The sequence below is a fragment of the Sanguibacter keddieii DSM 10542 genome (assembly GCF_000024925.1).
GTDB classification, from domain to species: Bacteria; Actinomycetota; Actinomycetes; order Actinomycetales; family Cellulomonadaceae; genus Sanguibacter; species Sanguibacter keddieii.
The window spans coordinates 3,087,288-3,106,557 of the sequence record NC_013521.1 but is presented as its reverse complement, the minus strand read 5'-3'; the positions used below and the strand labels follow the sequence as shown (position 1 = coordinate 3,106,557).

Genomic DNA, 19,270 nt, shown 5'->3' with positions numbered 1-19,270 from the left:
GTCGTGTCGCGGCCGGTCCTGGCGTCGCGGGCGGCCGTCCTCGTCCCCGCGCAGCGGTTGCGCAGCACGTGGGCCCGGGGTAGGTCCTCCGGCGCAAGGACGACGGAGAGCGTCGCCGACCGCGTCCCCGAGGAGGAGGCGGAGGCACCACGACGCCGTCGTCGCGGAGACCTGTGGCTCAGACCCGGCTCAGCCCGGGCTCAGACCGGCGAGATCCCCAGGCTGCGCCCGGCCAGACCGCGGCTGCGGGTCGTGAGCGAGCGGGCGACCTCGGTGAGCGCGACCGCCGCGGGGGACTCCGGGTGGCTCAGCACCACGGGCACGCCGTCGTCGCCGGCCTCGCGCAGGACCACGTCGAGCGGGACCTGCCCCATGAGGGGGACAGGCCCACCGGTCATCTGCGAGAGGTTCGCCGCGACCCGCTCGCCGCCGCCGGTCCCGAAGATCTCGAGACGGCTGCCGTCGGGCTGCTCGAGCCACGACATGTTCTCGACGACGCCCACGACGGTCTGGTTCGTCTGCAGAGCGACGGAGCCGGCGCGCTCGGCGACCTCGGCGGCGGCCACCTGCGGCGTGGTCACCACGACGATCTCGCTCGACGGCAGCAGCTGCGCGACCGAGATCGCGATGTCGCCGGTGCCGGGCGGGAGGTCGAGCAGCAGCACGTCGAGGTCGCCCCAGAACACGTCGCTGAGGAACTGCTCGAGCGCGCGGTGCAGCATCGGGCCGCGCCACACGACCGGCTGGCCCGCCGGCACGAACATGCCGATCGACACGACCTTCACCTCGTGCGCGATCGGGGGCAGCAGCATGCTGTCCACCTTGGTGGGCTGCTGGGTGACACCGAGGAGGCGGGGGATCGAGAAGCCGTAGATGTCCGCGTCGATCACGCCGACCGACAGGCCGTCGCGCGCCATCGCCGCGGCGAGGTTCGCCGTCACCGACGACTTGCCGACGCCGCCCTTGCCGGACGCGATCGCGTACACGCGCGTCAACGACCCGGGCTCGGCGAAGGGGATCCGCGGCGCGTCCTCGCCGCCGCGGAGCATCGAGCGCAGGCTCGCGCGCTGCTCGGTGCTCATGACACCGAGCTCGACCGTGACCTCGTCGATCCCGTCGACGCTCAGCGCCGCCGCCGTCGAGTCCTTGGTCAGCGTGCTCTTCATGGGGCAGCCCGCGGTCGTCAGGTCGACGCCCACCACCGCGCGTGCGCCGCCGCCTGCCAGGGGGACCACCGAGACCGACCGGACCATGCCGAGGTCGGCGATGGGGCGGCGGATCTCGGGGTCGATCACCCGCGACATCGCCTCGTGGACTGCGGTCTCGAGCGCACCGAGGTCAGGCGTGCGTGGGGATTCAGCCATACCTGCGATCCTACGCGGGCGCGGGACCGGGGAGGTCAGGACCTCGGACCCGCGGGGTGGTCGTCGGCACGTGCCGACCGCGCGCCGGACTCCAGGTCGAGCACCCGCTCCGCCTCGCGTTCCGCGTCGCGCTCGGCCTCTCGCTCGGCGTCGCGTGCGTCGTCCTTGGTCGAGATCTCCTCGAGGAGGTTGCGGATCTCCGACCGGACGAAGTCGCGGGTGGCCACCTCGCTGAGCGCGATGCGCAGCGCAGCCATCTCCCGCGCCAGGTACTCCGTGTCGGCCAGGTTCCGCTCGCCCCGCTGACGGTCCTGCTCGGCCGTGACGCGGTCCCGGTCGGTCTGGCGGTTCTGCGCGAGCAGGATGAGCGGCGCCGAGTACGACGCCTGCAGCGAGAGCATGAGCGTGAGCGCCGTGAAGCCCAGCGCGGCAGAGTCGAACTGCAGGTTCTCCGGGCCCCACACGTTCCAGGCGAGCCAGGCGATGCAGAAGCCGGTCATGTAGAGCAGGAACCGGGGCGTGCCCATGAACCGGGCGATGCCCTCCGAGGCGCGGCCGAAGGTGTCCTGCTCGACGCGGACGCGTGGCAGCAGGCTGCGCTTGGCCTCCTTGGGGGTGTCGAGACGGTCAGCCACGGGCCACCTCGTTCCTGGTGCTGTCGGTGTCGTCGCTCTCGCGCCAGTCGGCGGGGAGCATGTGGTCGAGAGCGTCGTCGACGCTCACCACGCCGAGCAGGCGCCGCTCGCTGTCGAGGACGGGCAGCGCGAGCAGGTTGTAGGCGGCGAGGATGCGGGCCACCCGGCCGAGCGGTGCGTCGGTCGTGACGTGCTCGACGTCCGTGTCGAGGACGGAACCGAGCGGTTCGTGGGGAGGCTCGCGCAGCATCTTCTGGAAGTGCACGACCCCGAGGAACCGGCCGGTCGGCGTCTCGAGCGGCGGGCGGACCACGAACACCATCGACGCGAGCGCGGGGGACAGGTCGGCGCGGCGGACGTGCGCCATCGCCGCGGCGATCGGTGTCTCGGGGGAGAGGATGACGGGCTCGGTCGTCATCATGCCGCCCGCGGTGTTCTCGTCGTAGGCGAGCAGACGGCGCACGTCCTTGGCCTCGTCGGGCTCCATGAGGCCCAGCAGCTCGGCGGCCTGGGCGTCGGGGAGCTCGTGCAGCAGGTCGGCGGCGTCGTCGGGCTGCATGGCCTCGAGGACGTCCGCGGCGCGACCGGTGTCGAGCGAGGTGAGGATCGACACCTGGTCGTCGCCCGGGAGCTCTTCGAGGACGTCGGCCAGGCGGTCGTTGTCGAGCGCCCCGGCCACCTCGTTGCGTCGGTTCATCCCGAGGTCGTGCAGCACGTCGGCGAGCGCCGCCGGCTTGAGGCCGTCGTAGGCCTCGAGCAGCAGCGCGGCGCCCTGGGACGCGGAGACGTCGGCGAGCCCGGTGACGGCGTCGACGTCGACCACCTGGGTGTGCCCGCGTCGACGCAGCCCGAGCGTGCCCTTGCCGCCGCCCGCGCGTCGCACGAAGAGCTTGTTGACGCGCCAGTCGCCGGTGCGCTGCTTCTCGATCGAGACGTCCTCGATGGTCACCGGGCCGGACCCGTCGACCATCTCGACGGTGCGGTCGAAGAGCTCGCCCACGGCGAGGGTCTCCATGGCGCGCTGCTCGAAGCGTCGCATGTTGAGCAGGCCGGTCGAGATGACCTGGCCCGCGTCGATGCTCGTCACGCGGGTCAGCGGGAGGAAGACCCGCCGTCGCCCGGGGACCTCGACCACGAGCCCGACCGCCCGGGGCGCACCCTTCGAGCGGACGAGCACGACGACGTCGCGCACCCGCCCGACCTGGTCCCCGAGCGGGTCGAAGACCGTGGTTCCGGCGAGGCGCGCGACAAAGACCTGGGTTCCGGCGCTGCTCACGGCGTAAGACTACGCACCGGGCAGCGGTCCGGCATGCGCCCAGGTCAGGAGGCGGTCGCCGGCCCGCCGACGACGCGGTTCAGCGCTGAGAGGACGGACCTGGCAGGGTGGGGGACTCTGCGCAAGAATGAGGCATGAGCATGCCCCGCCAGAACTCCGTCGCACCCAAGCTGCCCACCCTCCCCCAGGGTGACCAGATCGCCGTCCACTCGACCTACCTCGACGCCCAGAAGGCGGTCGAGGCGCTCTCGGACAAGGGGTTCCCCGTCCAGCAGGTGACGATCGTGGGGACCGACCTCACCATGGTCGAGCGGGTCACCGGCCGTCTCACCTACCCCCGCGTCGCGGTCGCCGGCATGGCCTCGGGAGCATGGTTCGGCCTGTTCGTCGGCCTGCTGCTCTCGATGTTCTCGACCGAGGGCTCGCTCTACTCCATCGTCGCCGCGATCGGCATCGGCGCCGGGTTCGGCCTCCTGTTCTCCGTGCTGTCCTTCTCGCTGACCCGCGGCAAGCGCGACTTCACGTCGTCGAGCCAGATCGTCGCGAGGTCGTACGCGGTGCTGTGCGAGCGCGAGACCGCCGGCCAGGCGTCCCAGATCCTGCGGGAGGCGAACCTCCTCGGACGCCCCGCGCCGGTGCACGCCCCGTACGGCCAGCCGCAGGCGTACCCGGCACCCGGGGTCCACCAGGCTCCGCAGCAGCAGCCACCTGCCTACGGCCAGCAGTCCGCGGCCCCCGGGACCGCCCCGGTCGCCCCCTCGGCTCCGGCCACGCCCCCGGCCCCGTCGCCGCAGCACGTGACCCCCACGGGGGAGCCGCGGTACGGCGTGCGCGTCGTCGACGGCAAGCCGCAGGTCCCCGGAGCGCCGACGCCGCCCGCACCGCAGCAGCCGCAGACGCCGACGGAGGGCTAGCGGCCCTTCGCAGCAGCGCACCACGAGAGCAGCCCACCCGGTCCGCGGACCAGGTGGGCTGCTCTCCTCGGTGGAGGGTGTCGCTCAGTCGCGCAGCGACGCCATCCAGGCCTCGACGTCCTCGGGGCGGCGCGGCAGCGCGGCCGAGAGGTTCTCGTGGCCGTCGGCGGTCACCAGGACGTCGTCCTCGATGCGCACGCCGATGCCGCGGTACTCCTCGGGGACCGACAGGTCGTCGCTCTTGAAGTACAGGCCGGGCTCGATGGTGAACACCATGCCGGGCTCGAGGATGCCGTCGAGGTACATCTCGCGGCGGGCCTGGGCGCAGTCGTGCACGTCCATGCCCAGGTGGTGGCTGGTGCCGTGCACCATCCAGCGACGGTGGTGCTGGCCCTCGGGGGCGAGCGACTCCTCGGCGGTGCCGGGCAGCAGGCCCCAGTCGGCGAGGCGCTCGGCGATGACGACCATCGCGGCGGCGTGGATGTCGGCGAACCGGGTGCCGGGGCGCGCCACGGCGAAGGCCGCGTCGGCCGCGTCGAGGACCGCGGTGTACACGCGGCGCTGCACGTCGGTGAAGGTGCCGTCGACCGGGAGGGTGCGCGTGACGTCGGCGGTGTAGAGGGACTCGACCTCGACACCGGCGTCGACGAGGATCAGCTCGCCGGAGCGGACCTGGCCGTCGTTGCGGATCCAGTGCAGCGTGGTGGCGTGCTCGCCGGCGGCCGCGATGGTCTCGTAGCCGACGGTGTTGCCCTCGAGGCGGGCGTGCCCGTCGAAGGTGGTCTCGACGACGCGCTCGCCGCGGGCGTGGGTGGTCGCGGCGGGGAGTGCGCGGACGACCTTGCCGAAGCCGGCGATCGTCTGGTCCACGGCCTCGCGCATCTGGCCGATCTCGTGCTCGTCCTTGACCAGGCGCAGCTCGGAGACCATCTCGGCGAGCTCGGCGTCGAGGCGGGCGGTCTCGTCCTCGTCGACCGTCCCGGCGACGTGGCGCAGCGACTCGACGAGCACGGCGACCTGCTCGTCGGCCTCGCGGACCACACGCAGGCGGACGCCGTCGGCGCCCGTGTCCTTGGCGAGGGCGTCGGGGAGCTCGTCGACGTGCGCGGCGCGGATCCCGGTGAGCGTGGTCATGTCCTCGAGCGAGGGGCGGGCGCCGACCCAGAACTCCCCGTAGCGGGAGTCGGCGTAGAACTCCTCGGTGTCGCGCGGCGCGAGGGGGCGGACGTAGAGGACGGCCTCGTGGCCCTGCGCGCCCAGCGGGTGGAGGACGAGGACCGCGTCGGGTTCCTGGTCGGTGCCCAGGCCGGTGAGGTGCGCGAAGGCCGAGTGCGGGCGGAACCTGTAGTCGGTGTCATTCGAGCGCTGCTTGAGCGTGCCCGCGGGGACGACCACGCGCTCGCCCGGGAACGCGGCCGAGACGGCGTCACGGCGGGCGACCGTGTAGGTCGACGCGGTCGAGGGGACGACGCCGAGGTCGACGCGCGGGCCCCAGCCGCTGGTGATGAAGTCGCGGAAGGCCGCCGAGGACGGCCGCTGCGAGCGGTTCTCCCCGCGGTCCTCGAGGGGCTGGCCGGTGGCCTCCGGGGTGTCCGGGGTGCTGTCCGTGCCGTGCGCGGCCGGGATGGTCGTGTCAGTGGTGTCCGAGCTCATCCCACCATCTTCACACCGCGGCGGCGTTCGGCACAGTCCCCGGTCCCGGCGCAGCGGTGGTGGCTCGCAGGCGCCCGCGGTCACGACGCGGACGGTGGGAGGGTGCGACGGAACCTGGGGACGTCGCGCGCCCTGCCTCCAGGTCGGCCAGCACGCCGAGCAGCACGGCGTCGTACTCGTCCGGCGCCTCGGAGCTCACGTCGTGGCCGGAGCCCGGGACCACCACCAGGCGGGCGTGCGGCACGGCGGCGAGGTACTTCTTCTCCTCGAGCCGCAGGTGGTCGCGGCGGCCGTTGACGAACCACACCGGTACCTGGGCGCGGGCGGCGTTCTCGATCGCCGAGCGTCCGGCGAGCTGCCCCAGCATGTCGGTGACGACGTCCCAGCCGGGTCGGAACGGCTCGGGCGTCCCTCCCGCCAGGGGCGGGGTGCCGGTGCCGTCGACGTGGGCCGTCGTCACCGGGAGCGGCCGCCTGCGGCGGGTGCCCGGCAGGTGGGGGAGACGCAGCAGGTGCGCGCGCGCCGCCCCCACCGCGCCGAGCGCGCGGACCACGTGGTGCGCGACGTCGCGGTACAGCAGCACCGGCTTGCCGTGCGGGTCGCAGGTGCAGGCCGACGCGACGACGCCCACCAGCCGTGCGGGCTGCCGGGCGGCGTACTCGAGCGTCACGTAGCCGCCGAGGGACAGCCCCACGAGCACGACAGGGCCGGTCCTGCCGCCGACGCCGGCCACGGCCTCGTCGAGCACCGCCATCGCGCCGGGCAGGGTGAACCGCTCGTCGCGTCGCGCGCCGTGCCCGGGGAGGTCGACGGCGACGGCCTCGTAACCCTCGGCGCGCACTGCTGCGAGCTGTGGGTCCCAGAGCGCGCTGGAGCTGCGCACCCCGTGGACGAAGACGATCGCCGGTCGCTGCACGTCGGACCACCTGTTCCTTCTGGTCTGCCAGGCCCGCCGGGGGAGCGGGGCCACCGGTCAGCATCGCACCGTGGCGGGTGCCCGTGGCGCGCGGCCGGGGGACGACCCGTGAAAGTAGAGTGTGCGGGTGCCCCGCGACCTCCTGATCGACCTCCACACCCACTCGAACGCGTCCGACGGCACGGAGAGCCCGGCTGGTGTCGTCGGGTCGGCTGCCGCGGCCGGTCTCGACGTGGTCGCGCTCACCGACCACGACACCACCGCGGGCTGGGACGAGGCCGCCGAGGCGGCGCTGCGGTCCGGGGTCGCGCTGGTCCGGGGGACCGAGGTGTCGGCCCGCTCCGCCGGGATCAGCGTGCACCTGCTGAGCTACCTGCACGACCCGACCCACCCGGCCCTCGTGGCCCAGAACGACGAGGTGCGGCTGGCGCGCTCCGATCGCGCCCGCACCATGGTGCGGCTGCTCGGGCGCGACTTCGACGTCACCTGGGACGACGTCCTCGCCCAGACCGAGCCCGGCACCACCATCGGCCGACCGCACATCGCCGACGCCCTGGTGCACGCCGGCTACGCGCCGGACCGGTCGGCGGCCTTCGCCACGATCCTGCGGACCGGGTCGGACTACTACGTGCCCCACTACGCCCCGGACGCCCTCGACGCGATCCGTGCCGTCCGCGCGGCCGGCGGGGTGCCGGTCTTCGCGCACCCGGGCGCCGACGGCCGCGGACGTGTGGTGGGCGACGAGGTCATCGAGGAGATGGCCGCAGCGGGCCTCCTGGGGCTCGAGGTGCAGCACCGCGACAACGGTCCGGAGCAGCAGCGGCGACTCACTATGATGGCCCGGTCCCTCGACCTCTTCGTGACCGGCTCGAGCGACTACCACGGAGCCGGTAAACCCAACCGGCTCGGCGAGAACACCACAGACCCCGCGGTGCTCGCCCTGATCGAAGAGATAGGTCGTAGTGACGTGATCCGCCCGTGAGCGCTCTGGACGCAGTGTTCGACGCTCGTCTGTTCATCGAGGTCTTCATCACCCTGTTCGTCATCATGGACCCCCCGGGGACCGTGCCGATCTTCCTCGGCCTCACCAGCGCCATGACGCACAAGCAGCGGGCACGGGCCGCCCGCACCGCGATCTTCGTCGCCGCCGGCGTGATCCTCGCCTTCTCGATCTTCGGCCAGCAGCTCCTGACCTACATGCACATCTCCATCCCTGCCCTCCAGGCGTCGGGCGGTGTGCTGCTGTTCCTCATCTCGATGGAGCTGCTCACCGGCAAGATGGAGGAGCCGCAGGCCAGCTCGAAGAACGTCAACGTGGCGCTCGTGCCCCTCGGCACGCCGCTGCTCGCCGGGCCCGGTGCCATCGTCGCGTCGATGCTGTTCGTGCAGCGAGCCGACGGCGACGCCCGCTCCCTCGTGTCGATCTTCGTCGGCTTCGTCCTCGTGTGCGTGTGCCTGTGGGTCGCCATGCGCTTCGCCAGCGTGGTGCACCGGATCCTCGGCGAGGGCGGCACGCTCCTCGTGACCCGCATCGCCGGCCTGCTGCTCGCGGCCATCGCGGTCCAGCTCATCGCCGACGCCGTCATCGCCTTCGTCCAGACCGCGTAGCCGACGAGGCCCAGGGCTGGCACCCGTCAGTCGACGGGTGCCGGCCCTCCCGTCTCTCCGGGAGGTGCGGGGGCGTCCAGGTCACGGCCGTCCCACGCGAACGACGCGACGAACCTGTCGACGTCCGCGTCCGGGACCTCGAGGAGCGCACCGAGCTGGTCGCGCAGGCGGGTGAGCCGGGTGATCGTCGCGACGGTCTCGTCGTGCCGCTCCTGGACGACGGCTCTCAGGTCGTCGGCCGTCGCCCCGTCCGCCAGGGCGGCGAGGACCTCGGCCGTCCGCCGGAGCGGGATGCCGAGCACCCGCGCCTCCTGCACGAACCCGAGGAGCGTGACGTAGTGCTCGGGGTAGTCGCGGTAGCCGTTGCGCAGCCGCGGCGGGGGAGGGATGACCCCCTGGTCCTCGTAGAACCGCAGGGTGTCGATGCTCAGGCCCGTCGCCCGGGCGAGCTCGCCGCGTCGCACCCCTCACCGCCCCGATCCTGTGTCGCCGAAGATGCTCTCCGGGTTCGAGCGTACGTCGAGGCCAGGCCTGCGCGCCGCGACCTGCAGCACGTCGACGTCCGCGCCGCGCAGCTGCTGGTCGAGGTACGTCAGCACGAGGTCCTCGGTGACGCCTGCCGACTCCTCGGCCGAGAGACCGTCCCGGGCCAGAGGGCTGAGCAGCGCGAGGTCCGTGAAGGTGTAGTGGTTCGCGCCCTCCACCAGGACGTAGGTCGCGTCGGACCGCGCCTCGGCGAACACCTGGTCCAGCCCGTCCCGTGCGTGCTCGAAGTACTCCTCGTCGAGGTCGGTGCGCGCCCCGGGCTCCATGAGCGCGACCGTGCCGGTGGCCTGCACGTAGAGCAGCGGCTGGCTGATCCCGTCTCGGAAGGTGGCCGTGCCCCACAGCGTCCCGTCCAGCGCGACCACCACGTCGACCCGGTCGTCCCGGGCCGCGGTCTCGACGGCCGTCGCGCCGCCGTAGGAGTGCCCCACGACGGCCACCGTCCCGGTGTCGACCCGGCCGGCGAGCGGTCCGTCGCCCGTGGAGAGCGCCTCGACCTGGTTCAGGACGAAGGAGAGGTCCTCGGCGCGCACGTCGATGATGTCGTCCTCGCCCGCCTCAGGGCCGGCTGCGGGCGGGGGCGCGAGGCTGCCCACCACGGTGCTGCCGTCGGCGAAGGTGAGCGACGCCGCCGTCCCCGGGTGGTCGACGCCGACCACGACGTAGCCGTCGGCGACGAGCGCACCGACCAGGGCCATGTTCTGGAAGCGCGTCGAGCCGTTGCCGGGTGAGTAGAGGACCACGGGGTAGGGGTCGGCTGACGGGGCGACCGCGGCGTCGGCGACGACCGGCGTCGACGCCTGCGACAGGTAGCCGAAGAGCCACGCCGGCGCTCCGAGAGCGCTCGACAGCGCCCCCGCGACGGCGTCGCCCGGGTAGGGGGACGTCTCCTGGGGGCCGCCCGTCCCCGGGTACCACACGTCCACGAGCACCCGGCGGGGAGCTCCGTCGAGGTACGGGTCGTCACGCGACCGGTCGGTCCACTCGTAGGTCAGCCGACCGACCACCGGGCTCGCGGCCCCGGAGACCTGCGGGCTGCTCGGGGCAGGCAGCTCGAGCGGCGGCAGGACGACGGCGGGTGCGAGCGCGAGCCCCCCGACGACGACGGGGACCAGCGCGAGCACGGGGCTCCGGCGCCGGGAGAGGAGCACCACGACGAGCGCACCAGCGGCTGCGGCGTAGACGAGCGCAGCCGGGGCACGTGGTCCGCTCGCTGCTGCCACGAGCGCCGGGAGAGCGGCGAGGACGCCGAGGAGGACGGTCGTCCGGGGCCTGCGCGGCCCGACGGCCAACGCCGCCGTCGCCGCCGCGGCAGCCGCGACGGCCGCCATGATCTCGATCCACATCGTCTGTGACCTCCTGCTCGACCTGACCGGCCCTCGTGGCCGGTGCTCGGTCACGCTAGGGTCTGGACCTCGGTCCAGGGTCAAGCGGGAGGGGTGGAGACGCCGCGGAGGGGTGGAGGCACGACAGAGCGGCGGCCTCCGGGGAGACCGCCGCTCGTGTGCTTCGTGCTTCGTGCTTCGTGCGTCAGGCGGAGACAGGTGCCTCGGGGCTGCGTCCCTGCTCCGAGCCCTGCGAGCCGGCAGGACGACGACGGCGACGACGCGGACGACCGCCCTCGCCCTCGGTCGTGGCCGCCGGGGCGCTCGAGGAGGTGCTCGTCGAGGTGCTGGTCGACGCCTGCTCCGAGGCGCCGGTGCCCGTGGTGCGGGTGCGCTGGCGGGTCCGCGGACGGCGCGTGCCCTCGGCGGGTGCCTCGGCGGCGGTCTCGACGGTCCTCTGCTCGCGCGGGGCGGTCTCGACGGTGCTCTGCTCGCGGGGTGCGCTGTCGCGACCACCCTGACCACGACCGGTCTCGCCACGGCTGCCCTGGCCACCCTGACCACGACCGCCGGAGCGCTCGCCCGAGCGTCCGTCGCGACGCGAGTCACCGCGTCCGGCGTCACCGCGTCCGGAGTCGCGTCCGCCGGACTGCGCCGGGCGGGCCGCCCCGCGCTTGCCGGTCTCGCCGAGGTCCTCGAGGACCTCCGCGTCGAGACCCGCGCGGGTCTGGGCCGACCGGGGCAGGCGGCCCTTGGTGCCCTCGGGGATGTCGAGGTCGGTGTAGAGGTGCGGCGACGTCGAGTACGTCTCGACGGGCTCGGGGATGTCGAGGTCGAGCGCCTTGTTGATGAGCGACCAGCGGGGCAGGTCGTCCCAGTCCACGAAGGTCACGGCGGTGCCCTTGTGGCCCGCGCGGCCTGTGCGGCCGGTGCGGTGCAGGTAGGTCTTCTCGTCCTCGGGGCACTGGTAGTTGACCACGTGGGTCACCTCGTCGACGTCGATGCCGCGGGCCGCGACGTCGGTCGCGACGAGGACGTCGATCTTGCCCGAGCGGAAGGCGCGCAGCGCCTGCTCGCGGGCGCCCTGGCCGAGGTCGCCGTGGATCGCACCCGAGGCGAAGCCGCGGTCGGCGAGCTCGTCGGCGACCTTCGCGGCCGTGCGCTTGGTGCGGGCGAACACGATCGACAGGCCACGACCCTCCGACTGGAGGATGCGGGCGAGGACCTCGACCTTGTCGAGGGCGTGCGCGCGGTAGACGACCTGCTTGATGTTCTTGACGGTCTGGCCGCCGTCGTCCGGGTCGTTCGCGCGGATGTGCGTCGGCTGCTTCATGTACCGACGGGCCATCGCCACGACGGCACCCGGCATGGTCGCCGAGAACAGCATCGTGTGGCGTACGGCCGGGGTGCGGGCGAGGAGCTTCTCGACGTCGGGCAGGAACCCGAGGTCGAGCATCTCGTCGGCCTCGTCGAGCACGACGCACTGGGCGCGGGTGAGGTCGAGGAACCCCTGCTTGAGGAGGTCGATCATGCGGCCCGGGGTGCCGACGACGACCTCGACGCCCTGCTCGAGCGCCTTGACCTGCGGCTCGTACGCGCGTCCGCCGTAGAGCTGGACGATGCGCACCGACCGCTTGGTCGAGGCGGCCTCGAGGTCCTTGGCGACCTGCACGGCGAGCTCGCGGGTCGGGACGATGACGAGCGCCTGGGGCTTGCCCGGCGCGGGGAGCTCGTCGTACCCGGGCTCACCCGGGGCGACGACGCGGTGGAGCAGCGGGACGCCGAACCCGAGGGTCTTGCCGGTACCGGTCTTGGCCTGGCCGATGATGTCGTGCCCTGCCATCGCCACCGGGAGCGTCATCGCCTGGATGGGGAAGGGAGCCACGATGCCGGCGTCGGCGAGGGCCTGGACGATCTCGGGGCGCACCCCGAAGTCGCCGAATGTCACGTCTGCAGCCTGCACGCTGCTGGAAGTAGAGCTGGTCACGTTGCCTCATGTGATGTCTGGGCGGCGCCACACGTCGCTGCAGGGGCCACGGCGCGAAGACTCCGCGTCGTTCCGGTGTCAGGACGGGCAAGCTCGCCTGTGGCCGGCAGCCGATCGCGGATAGGCGGTGTCGGGCGGCATCCACGCAGCGAGGCGTGAGCGCACGACGAGGGTCGAGACGACCGGGCAACCGTTGTACAGGGGGCAGTCTAGCCGATGCCCCCCGAGAAGGGCAGGAACCACCGCACCCGCCGCACGCCCCGACGACGTCCGCAGCGCCGCCGCGCGACCCGCACGAGCAGGTGTCGCTGCGCACCGGCCTATCCTGGTCGGATGAGCGAAGCACACGCACCGGCCCACCCGGCGCCCACCGGACCTGCGACGGCGCAGGTCAGCCCCGGTGACCGCACACCCCCGACCGCCGCCGACGAGTGCGAGACCCTCGGCCTCGTCGCGTACGGACAGCTCGCGGCCTTCACCCAGCTCGCCGGGGACTCTCGCCACGCCGAGGACTTCGACACCTGCCTCCAGCTGGCCCACCTCGCCTCGGCCGCGCTCGCGGGCCAGGGCGCCGTGCTCGACCGGGTCACCGCGCTCGGCGGGGACGCGGCAGCCCAGCTCGAGTCCTTCGTCGGGAGCTTCGACAACTTCGTCGACCGCACCGCACCCAGCACGTGGTGGGAGGGGCTGCTCAAGGGCTACGTCGGCTTCGGCGTCGCGCACGACTTCCTCCGGGTCCTCGCGGAGCGCCTCGACGGCCCGAGCCGCGAGGCCGTCGACGCGGCGCTCGCCTCCTTCGCCCCCGACGCGCTGGCCGCCGAGCAGCTGGCCGCGGCCGCTGCCGCCGACGAGGTGCTCGGCTCCAGGCTCGCCCTGTGGGGACGTCGCCTCGTGGGCGAGGCCCTCGGGTTCGTCAACGACCTGCTCTCCGCGCGCCCGGCGCTCGGCAGGGTCCTCGTCTGCGAGCCGGTCCCCACGACGGCCGACCCCGCCGAGGCTGCTCGACCCCCGATGACGACGGCGCGGCTGTTCTCCCTGCTCACCGCCGAGCACTCGCGCCGGATGGGGCGCATCGGCCTCACCGCCTGACCGCGTCAGGCCTCGTCGGCCGGGCGGCCCCGGTCAGCCCTGCTGAGCCGGTGCCGGCCCGGTGCGGCTCGGCAGCCCGACGGCCGCCAGGAAGTGCTCGAGGGTCAGCGTGCTCATGCCCAGGGCCACGGTGCTCGACGCCAGGGACGACGCGCTGACGGTCAGGACGGCGACGCTGGACCGCAGCGCGGCGTCCGGGATCTTGGCGCGGACCAGCGGGATGAGCCAGTCGCCGAGGCGCGCGACCGTCCACCCGGTGAGGACCACGTGCTCGGGGTTGATCATGTTGACGAGGTCGCCGAGGCTCGCCGCGAGGTACCGGGCCGTCTCGTCGACGAGCTCGACGAACACCGGGTCACCGGCCACCACACCCTCGTAGACGGCGTCGACGAACCGGCGCTGCTCCTGCTGCAGCAGCGCGGGGTGGTCCGGCTGGATCTCCGAGAGCGTCGCCTTCATCCCGTTCACCCCGACGTACGCCTCGACGCACCCCTGCCGCCCGCAGCGGCACAGGCGCCCGTCGAGCGCGAGCAGGGTGTGCCCCCACTCGCCGGCGTTGTTGCTCACGCCACGGACCAGCTCGCCGTTGATCACCAACCCCGAGCCGACGCCCGTGCCGAGGTTGACGATCGCGAGGTCGCGGTGCTCGCGCCCGGCTCCGAACCACAGCTCGGCGACCGCGATGGCCTTGAGCGGGTTGTCGACGTGCACGTGCATGCCGAGCTCGGCGGTGAGCAGCTCCTTGATCCGGACGTCGTGCCAGGCCCAGTTCGGCGCGAAGACGGAGACGCCGAGGTCGGGCTGGACCTGCCCCGGGAGGCTCACCCCGACCCCCACGACCGACGACGTGCTGACGCCCGCCAGCGCGAGCACCCCGTGCACCGCGAGGCGGATGCCGTCGACCACGTACTGCGGCGAGTTCTGGTGCTCGTCGAGCGGGACGGACACGGTGCCGCGCGGGTCCAGGCTGAGGTCGAAGACGGTCGTCTCGACGTAGGTCTCGGCGACGTCGACCCCGACGATGTAGCCGCGGGAGGGGTCGAGTCGCAGCTGCTCGAGGGGGCGGCCGACCCCGGAGGAGACGACGGCCTCGACGTGGACGACGCCTGCGGTGAGGAACTCCTTGACGAGGGTCGAGACGGTCGCGACGCTCAGCCCGGTGTGCTGGGACAGCTCCTGCCGGGTGGCGGTGCGCAGGCTGAAGAACGCCCGCAGCACCGCCGACCGGCTGTCGGAGCGCAGGTCACGTGCGGTCCGCCGGGTCATGGCGCACCTCTGCCCGCTCGTCTCATGGTGCTGATAGTGCCACGCCGTCGAGGCGGGGTGGAGGTCCGCCCGCGGTCCCGTGCACGAGCAGCGTGAGGACCCCGTCGGTGGCGGTCTCGGGCGTCCACAGGGCCTCGGGGTCGCCTCCGGTGACGACGGGTCGGGCGTCGTCGCCGAGCCACACGCGCCCGAGGCTGCGGCCGTCGAGCCACGCGGTCGCGCGGACCTGACGGCCGGAGAGCCGGATGCGGCGACCGGTCGGGCTGGCGGGCACGTCGACGTCGAGCCACAGGTCCTCGCCGGCTGTCAGGTCGACAGGGAGGTCCACGGTGTCGCCGTCGCGGTGTTGCACGGACTGTGCGTCGAGCTGTCGCTCGGGCAGAGGGCGCGCGTCCCAGCAGGTCAGCGGGCTGAGCGTGAGGACCTGCGCGCGCAGGCCGCCGGCGTCGGGGTCGTGGGGCCAGGTGAGGGAGAGCGTGCGCGGCGCGGGGGCGTCGCCTGCGTCCGTGGCGGTCGGCAGCACGAGCCAGGGGTCTGCGGGGTGGACCAGGGTGTGGGGGTGGCCGTCGACGGAGACCTCGACGGGGCGGACCATCCCGTCGAGGCGCAGCGCCGTCCGAGCGCCGGCGGCCTGCACGACCGACCGCGTGTAGGTCACCGGTGCGCCGAGCCGGGTGCTCGACCACCCGCCGAGCGTGCGCAGCGGTCCCGGCCCGTGGCCGGGCCAGGTGGGCCCGTGCGGTGCCGAGATCTCACCCGCACCTTCACCCGTGGCGCGGGCACGGTCGCCGTCGGTCACCACCCAGCCGGCGGTGACGTCGTCGGCCGCGGTGACGGCGAAGACCTCGCCGACCCCGCGGAGCGAGCCGAGCCGCAGCGCCGGGAGCCGGCTGTCGTCGAAGTTGGAGTGCCCCCAGATCTCGACGTCGGCGGTGAGGTCGACCGTCCCGGACAGGTGGGCGAGGTCGACCAGGTGCGCGGCGCCGAACCGCGCGACGGTCGGCAGCGGTGTGCCGTCGAGCCGGAGGTCGACGATGTCGCTCGCGCCGACGAGCAGCAGCGCCTGCGCCGTCTCGGCGTCGACGGTGGTGCGGAAGCGCCCGCGGCCGCGGTAGACGCCGAGGGCCTCGAGCGGGGGTGCGCCGTCGTCGTGCGTGGTCACCGGCGCGCCTGCCCAGAGGTGGGCCGTGGTGGAGCGGACGGTGCGCACGTCGAGGGTGCTGGCGTCTGCCCCATCTCCGGTGCCGGTCTCGGTGGCCTGCGCTCGCGTGTCGACGGCTGCGCTGTGCCGGGTGGCCTCGGAGACCGGCACCACGCTGACGACGACCCGCCCGTCCGCCGTCGTGACGACGGCGGATGGGGCGTCGGGGCCCAGGTGCAGGCGGACCAGGTCGCCCGTGGGGCGGCCGTCGACCGCCGCTCCCTCGCCGCAGCCCGTGAGGACGACGGTCGTGGGGGTGTCGGACACCAGCTCGAGGAGCAGCCCGCCGACGGTCTCGCGGACGTCCACGAGGTCTGCGGTGGCCAGCGCGAGCGTCGCCCGGCGCCCCCAGGCTGCGAGGGGCAGGTCGACCAGGACGAGAGCGCACCGATCGGCTCCGACCTCGACGTCGACGGGACCGTCCGGGGCTCGCAGGACGGCTGTGCCCGCTGCGCCCGAGAGGTTCGGCAGCCCGAGGAGGCGACCGCCGCCGTCGAGGTCGAGGGCGGCGAGGTGGTCGGCGGTGGTGAAGCCGGTGTGCTCGACCTCGGTGGCCGGTCCGTCGGCGGGTGTCGCGGCGGCGAGCCGGGGGCCGAGGGTCTCGACGACCCGGGCGAGCAGCTGGGCCTCGAGGAACTCCGGGCGTTCGGTGCCCTCGGGGGAGACGTACCCCGCGAAGTCGTAGTCGTGGGCCATGAGGCTGCCCGGGTCGCCCCAGTTGCCGACCGACGGCGTCGCGCCGAAGTTGTAGCCCGAGGCCTGGAGGTAGGGGGCGAGGAGCCGGGCGCCGGAGACGAGCAGCCTGCGGAGGGTCACGTGCCGTCGGTTGGTCTCGGTGACCAGCAGCGGCAGGCCCCGCGAGGCGAGCTCGCGGGTGTAGCGCAGCACCTCGGACTCGACCGCGGGGGAGGAGTCGTCGGGGTAGAAGTTGCACGCCGGGACGACGCCGTCGACGTCCCCGGTCGCGCCCTGCAGGTCCCCCTGCCCGCTGCATGCGACGACGGGGACGCTGATGCCGTGCGCCACGAGCATGTCGCGCAGCGCGCCGACGTAGGCCGTGCGGTCCTCGCAGTCGAAGAAGTCGAGCTCGTTCTCGACCTGCACCAGGGCCACGGTGCCCCCGGCCCCGGTGCCGAGGGGATCACCGAGCTGCCGGGCCGCGAGGAGCGGTCCGACCTGGTCGAACCAGCGTCGGACCTGCTCGAGGAACCGGGGCTCGTGCTGGCGGACGCGCAGGCCGTCGGTGAGGGTGAGCCACGCGGGCAGCGCCCCGCCGTCCCACTCCGAGCAGATGTAGGGGCCCGGCCGGGCCACGACCAGCAGCCCGACCTCGGCCGCGAGGTCGAGGAAGGCCGCGACGTCGCGCTCCCCGGTGAAGTCCCAGGTGCCGGGCTCGGTCTCGTGGAAGTTCCACGGCAGGTACACGTCGACGCTGGTGTACCCCGACGCCCGCACCTGCTCGAGCCGGGCACGCCACTGCGAGCGGGGCAGCCGGAAGTAGAAGAGCGAGGCGCACAGCAGGACGCGGGGGCGTCCGTCCACGAGCAGGTGCCCGTCGGTGAGCCGGACGTGGTGGTCGAGGGTCGTGGTCGTCACTTCACACCTGCGCTTCCGCCGCTGAGGTTCATCTCGTAGAGGTACTTCTGGCCGAGGTAGTAGACGCAGATCATCGGCACGGTGAGCAGGAGCGACCCGACCATGACGAAGTTCCACGGTGGTGCCTGCAGCGCCTGCCCGGTGCTGGCGATGTACTGCACACCGAGGGCGAGCGGCATCTTGGACTCGTCGTTGAGGTAGATCAGCGGCCCCATGAAGTCACCCCACGTGGCGGTCAGCGTGAAGATACCGATCGCGACGAGGATCGGGAACATCATGGGCAGGATCATCCGGCGGTAGATGCCGAAGAACCCGAGCCCGTCCATCATCGCGGCCTCGTCGACCTCCGACGACATCCGGGAGACGAACTGCCGCACGAGGAAGATGTTGAAGGCGTTCGAGAAGAAGTTCGGGACGATGAGCGGCAGGAACGTGTTCACCCAGCCGAGCTCTTTGAAGAGGATGAACTGCGGGATCATCGTGATCTGCGCGGGGATCATCATGGTCGCGAGGACCACGAGGAACACGGCGTTCTTCCCCGGCGCTCGCAGCCTGGCGAAGGCGTAGCCGACGAGGGAGCTCGAGATCACCTGCCCGATCACCGCGAAGAACGCGATGACGGCCGAGTTCACGACGAACCGGCCCATGGGCAGGTCCGAGGTGAAGACCCTGACGAAGTTGCCCCACTCGAACTCGCGAGGGATCACCGTGAAGCTGTTGGTGTTGACGGTCTGGTCGCTCGACAGGGCGATCGACACGACGAACACGAAGGGCACGAAGAGGATCGCGGAGACGATTAGCAGGACGGCGTAGGTCGCGGGGGAGGCCTTGAAGGCCCGCAGCGTGCGGCCGCGGCCCTCGGGCTCGTCGCGCGGTGCGCGCGCGGTCTGTGCCGTGACCGCCGCCGGTGTGGTCGTGATGGCCATCAGCGCATCTCCGTCTCGTAGAAGACCCAGCGTCGCGACGTGCGGAAGGCGACGAGGGTGAACAGCAGGATGATGACGAACAGGACCCACGAGATCGCCGAGGCGTAGCCCATCCGGTAGTACGAGAAGGCCTCGTTGAAGAGCAGCGGGACGACCATCTGGCTCGCGTTGTTGGGGCCGCCCGAGGTGAGGATGTACACCTGCGAGAAGATCTGGAACGCACCGATCAGGCCCATGATGAGGTTGAAGAAGATGATCGGGGTGACCTGCGGGAAGGTGATCGACCAGAACTGCCGGGCCGAGCCGGCGCCGTCGATCTCGGCCGCCTCGTAGAACTCGTTGGGGATGCCCTTCATGGTGGCGAGCAGCAGGACGGTCGCCCCGCCGGCTCCCCACGCGGAGAGCACGATGAGCGCGGGCTTGACCCAGTCGGGGTCGAGCAGCCAGGCAGGTCCGTCGATGCCGAACCACCCGAGCAGACCGTTGAGCGGACCGTCGGGGGCGAGGACCATCTGGAAGATCATGGCCGTCGCGACGAGCGGGACGAGCGTCGGCAGGTAGATGAGGGTGCGGAACAGCTTGCGAGCCCTGACCTGCTTGTTGAGCAGGTGCGCCAGCCACAGCCCGAGCACGAGTCCGAGCGGCACGGAGATCGCCGCGTAGTAGAACGTGTTGCCGAGGGCCTTCCAGAAGATCGGGTCGTCGGTGAAGAGGCGCACGTAGTTGTCGATCCCGACGAAGGTCGGCGGCGTGAACGTGTCCCAGTCGGTGAGGGAGTAGTAGACCGAGGCGATCATCGGGCCGAGCATGAAGGCGAGGAACCCGACGATCCACGGCGAGATGAACAGGTAGAAGTACCGTGCCTCCCGCCTGCGGCTCGTCGACATCCGTCGCACAGGGGCTGCGGGGCTGGGTGCTGGTGGCTCCGTCGGCTTCGTCGCCGAGGGGCTGAGCGAGGTGGCCATGTC

At 72.7% G+C, this 19,270-nt stretch carries 16 protein-coding genes; 4 read left to right on the top strand and 12 right to left on the bottom strand.

Annotated features, from left to right (window positions below):
* Positions 1 to 200: 200 nt before the first annotated feature.
* Genes SKED_RS13660 through SKED_RS13650 form a run of 3 tightly spaced genes read right to left on the bottom strand, consistent with a single transcriptional unit; the run spans position 201 to position 3,275 of the window.
* Positions 201 to 1,364, bottom strand: coding sequence for an Mrp/NBP35 family ATP-binding protein (locus tag SKED_RS13660; protein WP_012867756.1), 1,164 nt, complete (start codon positions 1,362 to 1,364; stop codon positions 201 to 203).
* A gap of 35 nt (positions 1,365 to 1,399) precedes the next feature.
* Positions 1,400 to 1,999, bottom strand: a complete 600-nt coding sequence (locus SKED_RS13655) for a DUF1003 domain-containing protein (RefSeq protein WP_012867755.1) — start codon at positions 1,997 to 1,999, stop codon at positions 1,400 to 1,402.
* Positions 1,992 to 3,275 (bottom strand): magnesium transporter MgtE N-terminal domain-containing protein, encoded by a 1,284-nt coding sequence (locus SKED_RS13650; protein ID WP_012867754.1) that lies wholly within the window; start codon positions 3,273 to 3,275, stop codon positions 1,992 to 1,994. The genes SKED_RS13655 and SKED_RS13650 overlap by 8 nt, the downstream gene beginning before the upstream one ends.
* 134 nt (positions 3,276 to 3,409) lie before the next feature.
* Here SKED_RS13650 and SKED_RS13645 point away from each other — a divergent pair, with 134 nt between their 5' ends.
* Positions 3,410 to 4,189 carry a YflT domain-containing protein gene (locus tag SKED_RS13645; protein ID WP_174269734.1) on the top strand — a complete coding sequence of 260 codons (780 nt, stop codon included), beginning with the start codon at positions 3,410 to 3,412 and terminating at the stop codon, positions 4,187 to 4,189.
* An 84-nt stretch (positions 4,190 to 4,273) separates the two neighbouring features.
* Here the strand turns inward: SKED_RS13645 and SKED_RS13640 are convergent, their stop codons facing one another.
* The gene (locus SKED_RS13640) at positions 4,274 to 5,842 is read right to left on the bottom strand and encodes an aminopeptidase P family protein (protein WP_012867752.1); all 1,569 of its coding nucleotides are present in this window, start codon (positions 5,840 to 5,842) and stop codon (positions 4,274 to 4,276) included.
* A gap of 10 nt (positions 5,843 to 5,852) precedes the next feature.
* The gene (locus SKED_RS13635) at positions 5,853 to 6,758 is read right to left on the bottom strand and encodes an alpha/beta fold hydrolase (protein WP_012867751.1); all 906 of its coding nucleotides are present in this window, start codon (positions 6,756 to 6,758) and stop codon (positions 5,853 to 5,855) included.
* 127 nt (positions 6,759 to 6,885) lie between these two features.
* Here SKED_RS13635 and SKED_RS13630 point away from each other — a divergent pair, with 127 nt between their 5' ends.
* Positions 6,886 to 7,740, top strand: a complete 855-nt coding sequence (locus SKED_RS13630; protein ID WP_012867750.1) for a PHP domain-containing protein — start codon at positions 6,886 to 6,888, stop codon at positions 7,738 to 7,740.
* A 65-nt stretch (positions 7,741 to 7,805) separates the two neighbouring features.
* A complete protein-coding gene (locus tag SKED_RS13625) occupies positions 7,806 to 8,366 on the top strand; it encodes a MarC family protein (protein ID WP_042439304.1) in 561 nt (186 codons plus the stop codon).
* Positions 8,367 to 8,392: 26 nt separating this feature from the next.
* Here SKED_RS13625 and SKED_RS13620 read toward each other — a convergent pair whose 3' ends face one another.
* The 3 genes from SKED_RS13620 to SKED_RS13610 all read right to left on the bottom strand — a co-directional run bounded on the left by SKED_RS13620 (position 8,393) and on the right by SKED_RS13610 (position 12,224).
* Positions 8,393 to 8,830 (bottom strand): MerR family DNA-binding transcriptional regulator, encoded by a 438-nt coding sequence (locus SKED_RS13620; protein ID WP_012867748.1) that lies wholly within the window; start codon positions 8,828 to 8,830, stop codon positions 8,393 to 8,395.
* A 3-nt stretch (positions 8,831 to 8,833) separates the two neighbouring features.
* Complete coding sequence (locus SKED_RS19115) at positions 8,834 to 10,258, bottom strand: alpha/beta hydrolase family protein (protein ID WP_012867747.1); 1,425 nt, start codon at positions 10,256 to 10,258, stop codon at positions 8,834 to 8,836.
* 184 nt (positions 10,259 to 10,442) lie between these two features.
* Positions 10,443 to 12,224: a DEAD/DEAH box helicase gene (locus SKED_RS13610; protein WP_012867746.1), complete on the bottom strand. Its 1,782-nt coding sequence runs from the start codon at positions 12,222 to 12,224 to the stop codon at positions 10,443 to 10,445.
* Positions 12,225 to 12,557: 333 nt separating this feature from the next.
* Here SKED_RS13610 and SKED_RS13605 point away from each other — a divergent pair, with 333 nt between their 5' ends.
* A complete protein-coding gene (locus tag SKED_RS13605; RefSeq protein WP_012867745.1) occupies positions 12,558 to 13,313 on the top strand; it encodes a ferritin-like fold-containing protein in 756 nt (251 codons plus the stop codon).
* 33 nt (positions 13,314 to 13,346) lie between these two features.
* Here the strand turns inward: SKED_RS13605 and SKED_RS13600 are convergent, their stop codons facing one another.
* The 4 genes from SKED_RS13600 to SKED_RS13585 are packed head-to-tail and all read right to left on the bottom strand — an operon-like array spanning position 13,347 to position 19,267.
* Positions 13,347 to 14,579, bottom strand: coding sequence for an ROK family transcriptional regulator (locus SKED_RS13600; protein WP_012867744.1), 1,233 nt, complete (start codon positions 14,577 to 14,579; stop codon positions 13,347 to 13,349).
* Positions 14,580 to 14,601: 22 nt separating this feature from the next.
* Entirely contained in the window at positions 14,602 to 17,376 is a 2,775-nt protein-coding gene (locus SKED_RS13595) for a beta-galactosidase (protein ID WP_012867743.1), read from the bottom strand.
* Entirely contained in the window at positions 17,373 to 18,302 is a 930-nt protein-coding gene (locus SKED_RS13590) for a carbohydrate ABC transporter permease (protein ID WP_012867742.1), read from the bottom strand. Before SKED_RS13590 ends, SKED_RS13595 begins: the two co-directional genes overlap by 4 nt.
* Positions 18,302 to 19,267, bottom strand: a complete 966-nt coding sequence (locus SKED_RS13585; RefSeq protein ID WP_012867741.1) for a carbohydrate ABC transporter permease — start codon at positions 19,265 to 19,267, stop codon at positions 18,302 to 18,304. Before SKED_RS13585 ends, SKED_RS13590 begins: the two co-directional genes overlap by 1 nt.
* Between the last annotated feature and the right edge of the window lie 3 nt (positions 19,268 to 19,270).